The sequence below is a fragment of the Streptomyces durocortorensis genome (genome assembly GCF_016901035.1).
Lineage (GTDB): Bacteria > Actinomycetota > Actinomycetes > Streptomycetales > Streptomycetaceae > Streptomyces > Streptomyces durocortorensis.
The window spans coordinates 1-414 of record NZ_JAFEUF010000565.1; the positions used below are offsets into that span (position 1 = coordinate 1).

Sequence of the window (414 nt, forward strand, 5' to 3'; positions counted from 1 at the left end):
GTGCCTGGGTGAGCCGCCAGCTGCAGGACACCCGGATCGTCCACCGCCAAGCAAGTCATGCCGAAGCCGTGCCAACGCAGCCGGAAGCGTTCCTGCGTAAGAATGAGGCGCACGTGGGCATCGTTGGCCATGAAGCGAAGCCGATCGTCAGGGTAGCCAGGATCCAGCGGGACGTAGGCGCCTCCCGCTTTCAGGATGCCCAGCAATGCAATCACCATCTCCAGCGATCGCTCCATGGCCACACCGCCCAAGGCATTGGCGGCGACCCCGTGGGCAACCAGGGCATGTGCGAGCTGGTTGGAACGTGCATCCAGCTCCGCATAGGAAAGGTGCTCATCGGCGTACGACACAGCAACGGCGTCTGGCGTGCGCGCCACCTGCGCCTCAAACAACCTGTGGATGCAGGTGTCGGGG

At 64.3% G+C, this 414-nt stretch carries 1 protein-coding gene; it reads right to left on the minus strand.

Annotation, left to right across the window (positions count from 1 at the left end):
- A partial coding sequence (locus JS521_RS36090) for an AMP-binding protein (RefSeq protein ID WP_205087045.1) occupies positions 1-414 on the minus strand: 414 nt, incomplete at both ends.